This window comes from Arthrobacter sp. HMWF013, from assembly GCF_003061105.1.
GTDB lineage: Bacteria > Actinomycetota > Actinomycetes > Actinomycetales > Micrococcaceae > Arthrobacter.
Genome location: NZ_QAIQ01000294.1, coordinates 1 through 8507, shown reverse-complemented (window position 1 = coordinate 8507; position 8507 = coordinate 1). Strand labels below are relative to the sequence as shown.

Here is an 8507-nt window from a genome sequence, read left to right as displayed (position 1 = left end):
AACGGCCGTCCGGACGGCCGTTGAGTTGGCAGGGCCAAAACTTGGGGGCGTCCGCCTCGACTCCGGCGACCTCGTGGCCCAGGCACAGTGGGTCCGGCGGCTCCTGGATGAACTCGGCAATGAGAACACCCGGATCATGGTCACCTCGGACCTTGACGAATTCGCCATCGCGGGGCTCCAGTCCGCTCCTGTTGACTCCTACGGGGTGGGCACGTCACTGGTGACCGGCTCGGGCGCGCCCACGGCCAGCATGGTCTACAAGCTGGTGAGCCGCACCGACGACGCCGGCAATTTCGTGTCAGTGGCCAAGGCCGCGAAGAACAAGACCAGCATGGGCGGACGCAAGTATGCGCTGCGCAAACTCAACGAGCGCGGTACCGCCACCCAGGAAATCGTCGGGATCGGGCACCGCCCCGACGACGACGGCAACGACAGGCCCCTGCTGCAGCAGTTCATGAAGAACGGCGAGCTGCTGCCCGGCTGGACCGGGCATGAAGGCGTAGTGCGGGCCCGGCAGCGGCATGCTGACACCATGGCCGAACTGCCCGCCGTGGTCAACCGCCTGCAGCGCGGCGAGCCGGCCATTCCCACCATCTACGAGGAGAACTGATGTCCCGCGCCCTGATCATCGTCGACGTCCAGAACGACTTCTGCGAGGGCGGTTCGCTGGCCGTGGCCGGCGGCGCCCATGTGGCTTCAGCCATCAGTGAGTATGTTGACGCCCACCACACCGAATTCGACCATATTGTTGCCACCCAGGACTGGCACATCGATCCCGGTGCGCACTTCTCCGATACCCCGGACTTCAAGGACAGCTGGCCCCGCCACTGCGTAGCGGGAACGCGCGGCGCCGAACTGCACCCGGACCTGGACACGGAGTACATCCAGGCGTACTTCCAAAAAGGCCAGTTCGCCGCAGCGTACTCCGGCTTCGAGGGCCTGCTGGCGCCTGAGGATGCCGTCCCCACCGGCGAACGCCTGGCCGGTTCCCTTCCCGCCAATGCAGAGGCAGAGGACTATTCTCCGGCGGAGGACGCCATCGGGCTGGACGACTGGCTGCAGAGCCACGACGTCGAGGACGTGGTGGTGGTGGGGATCGCCACCGACTACTGCGTGATGGCCACTGCGCTGGACGCAGTCCAGGCCGGGTACTCCGTGACCGTCATCCGATCCCTGACGGCCGGCATTGCCGAGGACCTCGACGACGCCGTTGCCGAAATGGAACTCGGCGGCGTCGAAATCGGCTGAACACGTCCGGCCGGTTCACCCCCGGGGCCGCTTCACTTCCGGCCGATGAACCAGTCCTGGAGTTTCCGCAGCCTCGACTGAAGCTGTTCCTCGTTGGCCTGTGCCACCGGGGGGCCGCCGCAGACGGTCCGGAGCTTGGTGTGAACCACCCCGTGCGGGGTCCCGGTCCGGGCCGACCAGGCTGCCACGTTCTTGGCAAGCTCGTTCCGTAGGTCCATCAGCATCCGGTGGTCAGGAATTGCCGGTGCCGCGGCGGCCGGTTCAGCCGCCGGCGAGCGCCGGTTCTTCCGGTTGAGCTGCTCGTGCTGGCGCTGCCGGAGAAGGGTGCCTACCTGCTCGGCATCCAGGAGGCCGGGAATGCCCAGGAAATCCAGTTCATCCTCGGAGCCCACCTCTCCCCCGGTGCCGAACTCGCCGCCGTCGAACAGGACCCGGTCAAAGGACGCCTGCGAATCGAGGGCTTCAAACTTGCCTTTGGTCAGGCTGTCCGAGGCTTTGTCCTCCCGGTTGGCCTCCGCCATCAGGGAATCCTCAGGCGAGAACAGGCCGTCAGCGTCCTCCTTTTCGGGGCGGTCCAGGGCGTGGTCCCGTTCCATTTCCATGGAGTTGGCCAGTCCCATCAGCGCCGGCACCGATGGAAGGAACACCGAGGCGGTCTCACCCCGCTTGCGGGCACGCACAAAGCGGCCCACTGCCTGGGCGAAGAACAGCGGTGTGGACGTGGACGTGGCATAGACACCCACGGAAAGGCGGGGAACGTCCACGCCTTCGGAAACCATGCGGACTGCCACCATCCAGCGTTTCTCGCTGGTGGTGAACTCTTCAATCTTGCTTGACGCCTTGGCGTCGTCCGAAAGGATCACCGTTGGCGATTCACCGGTGATCTTCTTCAACTGGCCCGCATAGGCCCTGGCATCCTCGTGGTCCGTGGCGATGACCAGGCCGCCGGCATCAGGGACGGTGCGGCGCACTTCACTCAGGCGCTTGTCGGCTCCGGCCAGGACGGCTGGGATCCATTCGCCCGCGGGGTTCAGGGCAGTCCGCCAGGCATGGGCGGTGATGTCCTTGGTGACAGCCGCTTCCCCGAGGGACGCAGCCATCTCTTCTCCGGCGCTGGTACGCCACCGCATCTGCCCGGAGTAGGCCATGAACATAACCGGCCGCACCACGTGGTCGCGCAGGGCATTGCCGTAGCCATAGGTGTAGTCCGCTTTGGAGCGCCTGATGCCGTCGCGGTCCTCGGCGTAGTCCACGAACGGGATGGGTGAGGTGTCCGAGCGGAACGGCGTACCCGTCAGGGACAGCCGCCGGGCTGCGGGGTCGAAGGCCTCCTTGAGGCCGTCACCCCAGGACAACGCCTCGCCGCCGTGGTGGATCTCGTCAAGGATCACCAGGGTGCGGGCGGCCTCCGTTTTGGCGCGGTGCAGCATCGGCTTGCTGGCGACCTGCGCGTACGTGACTGCCACACCGACGAAGCCGCGGCCGTGCTGGCCGTCGGCGTTCTTGAAGTTCGGATCAATGGCGATGCCCACCTTGGCGGCGGCATCGGCCCACTGCCGCTTCAGGTGGTCCGTGGGCGCCACGATGGTCACCCGGTTCACGGCCCCGGATTCGATGAGCATGGAAGCCACGCGCAGGGCGAAGGTGGTTTTACCGGCGCCGGGAGTTGCTACGGCGAGGAAGTCCCGGGGACCGGTCCTGAAGTAGAGATCGAGTGCTTCCTGCTGCCAGGCACGGAGTTTTTGGGCGGTTCCCCAGGCTGCACGTTCCGGATAAGCCGGGGGCAGGGTGGGGCCGCCAAAGAGCGTCTCCGTCACTACTTGTTGTTGCCTGAGTCCCCTCCGGGACCCTTGCCGCCGTCGTTGCCCGGGCGGAGGCCTTCATAGACCTCTTTGCACATGGGGCACACGGGGAACTTCTGTGGATCCCGGCCGGGGGTCCACACCTTGCCGCACAGGGCAATGACGGGCTCACCCGTCAGCGCGGACTCCATGATCTTTTCCTTGCGCACGTAGTGCGAGAAGCGTTCCCGGTCACCGGGCTCCACTTCCTGGCGCAGCTCTTCGCGCTCGATGGTGGCCGTGGACGTTCCAGCCCCGGAAAGCTCGCGCATCGGGTCGTTTTCGAGAGGGTCCGTCATGCTAGTCATGGCATCCATCTTAGCCTCCCCCGGATGTGGACGTTCGACGGCGGCCGGACCGTTTCGCCCTCACAGTCCCTGCCAGGCAGGTTTGTGCTCATAGGTGTGCCGGTAGAAGTCGGCCAGCTTCAGCGAGGACGCCGCGGCCTCGTCCACGAGGATGGTGGCATGCGGGTGGAACTGCAGGATCGATGCCGGGCAGAACGCCGAAACCGGCCCCTCCACAAAGTCGCGGACCGCCGGGGCCTCTGCTCGATCAGGGTCTTGATGCGGGTCCGGGACGCGAGGGAGGAGCCCGGTTCGTTGAAGCCGATGTGGCCATCGGTTCCCACGCCGAGAAGCTGGAGGTCCACCCCGCCCACTGCCTGCATGGCGTCCTCGTACGAACGGCAGGCTGCGGGAAGGTCTTGCGCGGCGCCGTCGGGTGTGTGGACATTGGTTTCATCAATGTTTACCCGGCTGGTGAACTCCCGCCGGATCACTTCCCTATAGGATTCCGGATGCGCATGCTCCAGCCCCACGTACTCGTCCAGCGCAAAGGCATGTGCCCTGCTGAAATCGAGGCCGCCGCTGCTGTGCCTCGCGGCCAGTTCGTCGTAGACGGGCAGGGGCGAGGACCCGGTGGCCAGGCCCAGCACGGCCTCCGGCTTCTTCCGCAGCAGTTCCTCAATGGCTGAGGCCGCCAGCTTTCCGATCTGCCCGCTGCCGGGGAGGATGACGACTTCCATGGACCAGACCTTTCGTTGACCGGATTCAGCGGTTCACGGTGAGCTGGGCCAGCAGTTCAGGGCCGCGGGCATCGAGCCACTTTCCACCCAGCCGGATGCCTGCTCCAAACAAAGCCAGTCCCAGCATCAGGCCCACGGCCAGGGTGGCCCACCCGAAGACGGGGTTGCCGGTGACCATCTGGGCGATGAAGAGTCCCACCTCGGGCAGGACCAGCAGACTGAGGATACCCATGCCGGCGAACTGCACAGCCAAGGTCTGGCCTACGTTTCCCGGGGGCTTCTTGAACGGGCTGTCGCCGGGCAGCGGAACTGCAACGGTGTAGCGCGCCGACACGACGGAGGACAGACCCAGACCGGTGAACAGGACACCCAGGCTGAGGCCAAGCTGGCCCGGCAACGCCACCCAGGCGCCGGTGAAAAACGCCTGGCCAACGGCGAAGATGAGGACCACCGGAAGGCCGAAGGCCAGGCAGGCAAGAGCACGCCCGAGCCGGTCATCAAAGCCCCGCACGCCGGTGGCCACATGCAGCGCGAAAGCTGTGTTGTCGTAGGAGACGTCTGCCGAGATGGACCAGGCCAGCAGGAACGCGGAGAGCGGAGCTGCCATTGCCAGCGTCCCGTAGTCGCCGGACTGGCTGCCCTGGAAGACCAGCAGCAGGGGCAGCAGCGGAACCACCACCAGGGAACCTGAATAGCGGGGATCGCGTATCCAGTAGGTCAGGGACCTCGCAGTCACGGCACCGGCCGGGGTGGCCGGCAGCACGCCAAAAAGACCCAGCTTTCCGCCCTTCCTGCTCCCGCTGCCGGCGTACGGCGGATTGACCAGGGCGCGCTCCAGGAGCAGCTTCCAGCACCAGGCCAGTCCCGCCAGCGTGGCCACTGCGATGAGGAGTTTGATGGCTGCTTCAAGGGGCCGGCCGGCGGCAACATCGCCACCGAGGGACCAGGCTGCACCCAAGGGCGTCCAGGACAGCGTGGCCGCCAGCTCAGTGAGGAACCCTGCCGAGGCGGCTATCCCCCGGCTGACACCCGCCACAATCGGGCCCATGAGGACCAGCGGGATCATGAATGCGATGGCACTGACATCCTTGAAGCGGCGTGACGACGCCAGACTGGCGGTTGCCGTGGTCACCACCCGGGAGAGGACGATGCAGCTCAGGACGCCCAGCGCGGCGCCCACCAGCGCGGCGGCTGCCGGTAGCGGGCCCCGGGCCCAGGTCCACACAGTTGCAAGAGCCACCAAGGCGGTGGCCAGGCCAGGGATTCCGATCAGCCCGCCGAGAGCCAGGCCGGTCAGGAGCTGCGGCATGGGGATGGCAGAGGTGGTGAAGCGCGCAGGATCAAGGGTCATGTCCACGGCCGAGGCCGCGATGGGAACTATGCCCCAGCCCAGGAGGGCAGCCGAACCGCCGAGCACCACGGCCAGGTGGGCAAGTTCCGGATCAGCCCGGCGCAGCAGCACCAGCGCCACCACCAGCGCCCCGACCAGTCCCAGCGCATACAGTCCGCCGAAGGCCATGCCCACCAGCTGCCACGGGCTGCGGCGGAGGCCGTTCCGGAGCAGGGTCAGCTTCAGTCTTAGAAGGTGCGCAACCATTCCAGGCCTTCCGTGTGGTTGCGCCCGCCCACCAACTGGACAAACCTGTCCTCGAGCGATTCCCCGGCGCGGACCTCATCCACCGTTCCCACAGCAAGCAGCCTTCCGGCGGCAACGACGGCAACGTGGTCGCACATCCGCTGGACCAGGTCCATTACGTGGCTGGACACGATCACCGTCCCGCCCGAAGCAACGTAGCGGTCCAGGATGGCGCGGATGTTTGATGCCGAGACCGGATCCACGGACTCGAAGGGCTCGTCCAGCACCAGCAGCCGCGGAGCATGGATCAGGGCGGATGCGAGCGCGATCTTCTTGGTCATGCCTGCCGAGTAGTCCACCACCAGGGTCCCGGCGTCGTTGCCAAGGTCCAGCGCGGACAACAGCTCGCCCACGCGGGAGGCCACCACGTCCTTGTCCATGCCGCGCAGCAGCCCGGCGTAGGTGACCAGCTGTTCGCCGGTCAGCCGGTCAAAGAGGCGCACCCCGTCCGGCAGGATGCCCATCAGCTTCTTGGCCTCCAATGGCCTGGCCCACACGTCAACCCCGTGGACCACGGCAGTGCCGAAGTCCGGCCGCAGCAGGCCCGTGGCCATCGACAGGGTGGTGGTCTTGCCGGCGCCGTTGGGACCCACAATCCCGAAAAAGGAACCCGCCGGGACATCCAGACTGATGCCGTCCACCGCAATCTTGCCGCCGAATCGCTTGGCGAGCCCGCGGATGGACAGTGCGGGGACCGGGCCGGCGGGAAGCACCGGATCAGGATGCGGAGCAGTCATACTGCCAGCGTAGTGCCTGCGCCTGGTCCCGGTGCAGGGCCGAAGGACCAGCGCAGCCTAGAACGAATGCCGCGGCATGGCACGGTCATACTGCGGCGGCCATGCGAGCTCGTGTCCCAGCTGGAATGCAGCGCGGAGCCACCAGTGCGGATCGCGGAGCGCCGCCCTGGCAATGAACACGCCGTCGGCCTGTCCGGTGGCCACGGCGTGTTCGGCCTGGTCCGCGGAGGTCAGCAGGCCCACAGTGCCCGTGGGGACGCCGGCTTCCCGGCGGATCCGCTCGGAGAAGCCTGTCTGGTAGCCCGGGCCGGGCTTGATGTCCTGGTGGGCCACGGCACCTCCGCTGGAGACATCGACCAGGTCAACGCCGCGCTCAGCCGCCTGGGCAGCCAGCCGGACCGATGCCTGGAGATCCACCCCGCCCCGCGCCCAGTCCGTGGCCGAAATGCGCAGCAGCAGGGGCATGGATTCGGGGATGACGTTGCGGACGGCATCAATGACAGCGAGCATCAGCTTGTTGCGGCCTTCCTCGGTGCCGCCCCAGGCGTCTGTCCGCGTGTTGATCAGCGGGCTCTGGAACTGGTGCAGGAGGTAGCCATGGGCTCCGTGGATTTCAACAGTGTCGAATCCGGCGTCGACAGCACGCACTGCAGCGGCGGCGAAATCGCTGATGACCCCATGGATCTGTTCCCCGGTCATCCCGGCAGGTTCGGCATAGCCGTCGAAGGCTGAACGTGACGGGCCAACCGTGGACCAGCCGCCGTCGGACTCCGGCACGCTCCCGCGTTGCCCGGAGAAGGGCCAGTAGGTGGACGCCTTCCGCCCCGCATGGGCCAGCTGGACACCGATTTTGGTGTCGGCGGCGCCGTGGCGGTGCACAAAACCAGTGATACGCTGCCAGGCCCCGGCCTGTTCGTCGTTGTAGAGCCCGGCATCCCGGGGGCTGATCCGGCCCTGCGGGTTGACGGCGGCCGCCTCGGTGAGGATGAGCGCGGCGCCGCCTGTGGCGAAGGAGCCCAGATGCATCAGGTGCCAGTCGTTCGGTACCCCCGGGGCGCCGTCGGGACCGCAGCTGTACTGGCACATGGGCGACACCCAGCCACGGTGCTTCAACTCCAGCGAGCGGAGCTTCAACGGCTCGAAGAGGGCCGGCACTAGAAGAGCACCCTGGCCAGTCCCTGGCGTGCCTTGGCAACACGGGGGTCGGTGGTGCCCACCACGTCAAAAAGTTCCAGGAGCCGGACGCGGGCCGTTTCCCGTTCCGGCCCGAAGTTCCGGCCAATGAAGCTGACCACGCGGTTGAAGGCATCCTCCACATGACCGCCGGCCACGTCCAGGTCCGCCACACGGAGCTGCACCTCAAGGTCATCGGGTTCGGTGGCGGCGCGGGCGCGGAGCGCTTCGGTATCGCCGGCCGAAAGCGGCTGCAGCCGGGCCATCAGTTCCACCTGGGCCAGGCCGGCCTTGGCTTCTGCGTCGGCGGGCATTTCCAGCAGGGCCTGGCGGTAGGCAACCGCCGCAGCCTCGTAGTCGCCCGCCTCGATGGCGTCGAACGCGGCCTGGTGCAGCGGCGGAAGCGGCGCAGGCTCAGCATCCTGCGGTGCGCCACCGCCCAGGCTGCCCGTGACCCCGTTCGCTGCAGCTACTTTCAGCAGCTCATCCAGGATGCCCCGGATCTGGGCGTCCTCGGCGCCGCCTTGGAAGAGGGGTACCGGCTGGCCCTTGAGGACGGCGACGGCCGTGGGGACGGCCTGGACCTGGAACGCCTGTGCCAGCTGCGGGAAGGCGTCGATGTCCGCGGTTCCCAGGACCAGCCTGCCGCCAAAGCTGTTGACCACGTGTTCGAGGGTGTCCAGCATACCGGCGGATTCGGGCGAATAGGCGGCCCACAGCGCGATGACAACCGGAACCTGGGCAGAGAGTTCCACCAGCTCCTGGAAGTTGCTTTCGGTGACCTCCACGCGCAGGGGTGCGGCCCCGGCGTCGGCCCCTCCGGTATCCGGGGCTGACCCGCCCGG

Annotated in this window: 7 protein-coding genes and 2 pseudogenes; 2 read left to right on the top strand and 7 right to left on the bottom strand. The window is 67.2% G+C overall.

Annotated elements, in window-relative coordinates; all coding sequences use genetic code 11:
- Window positions 1-610 (top strand): annotated as a pseudogene (locus DBR22_RS11375) (nicotinate phosphoribosyltransferase); the annotation flags it as partial.
- On the top strand, window positions 610-1248 hold the full coding sequence (locus DBR22_RS11370) for an isochorismatase family protein (protein ID WP_108599106.1): 639 nt from the start codon (window positions 610-612) through the stop codon (window positions 1246-1248). The pseudogene DBR22_RS11375 and the gene DBR22_RS11370, both read left to right, overlap by 1 nt.
- A 32-nt stretch (window positions 1249-1280) precedes the next feature.
- Here the strand turns inward: DBR22_RS11370 and DBR22_RS11365 are convergent, their stop codons facing one another.
- From DBR22_RS11365 to DBR22_RS11335, 7 genes and pseudogenes are all read right to left on the bottom strand, one after another.
- Complete coding sequence (locus tag DBR22_RS11365) at window positions 1281-3065, bottom strand: DEAD/DEAH box helicase (protein WP_108599105.1); 1785 nt, start codon at window positions 3063-3065, stop codon at window positions 1281-1283.
- Window positions 3065-3406 (bottom strand): DUF3039 domain-containing protein, encoded by a 342-nt coding sequence (locus DBR22_RS11360; RefSeq protein WP_066292415.1) that lies wholly within the window; start codon window positions 3404-3406, stop codon window positions 3065-3067. Before DBR22_RS11360 ends, DBR22_RS11365 begins: the two co-directional genes overlap by 1 nt.
- Window positions 3407-3457: 51 nt before the next feature.
- Window positions 3458-4116, bottom strand: a pseudogene (locus tag DBR22_RS11355) (glucosamine-6-phosphate deaminase).
- Between the two features lie 25 nt (window positions 4117-4141).
- Window positions 4142-5713, bottom strand: coding sequence for a transporter (locus DBR22_RS11350; RefSeq protein ID WP_108599104.1), 1572 nt, complete (start codon window positions 5711-5713; stop codon window positions 4142-4144).
- Entirely contained in the window at window positions 5695-6489 is a 795-nt protein-coding gene (locus tag DBR22_RS11345; protein WP_108599103.1) for an ABC transporter ATP-binding protein, read from the bottom strand. Before DBR22_RS11345 ends, DBR22_RS11350 begins: the two co-directional genes overlap by 19 nt.
- Window positions 6490-6546: 57 nt before the next feature.
- Window positions 6547-7644: an NADH:flavin oxidoreductase/NADH oxidase gene (locus DBR22_RS11340; protein ID WP_108599102.1), complete on the bottom strand. Its 1098-nt coding sequence runs from the start codon at window positions 7642-7644 to the stop codon at window positions 6547-6549.
- On the bottom strand, window positions 7644-8507 hold an 864-nt coding region (locus DBR22_RS11335; protein ID WP_108599101.1), incomplete at its 5' end, for a tetratricopeptide repeat protein. The genes DBR22_RS11340 and DBR22_RS11335, both read right to left, overlap by 1 nt.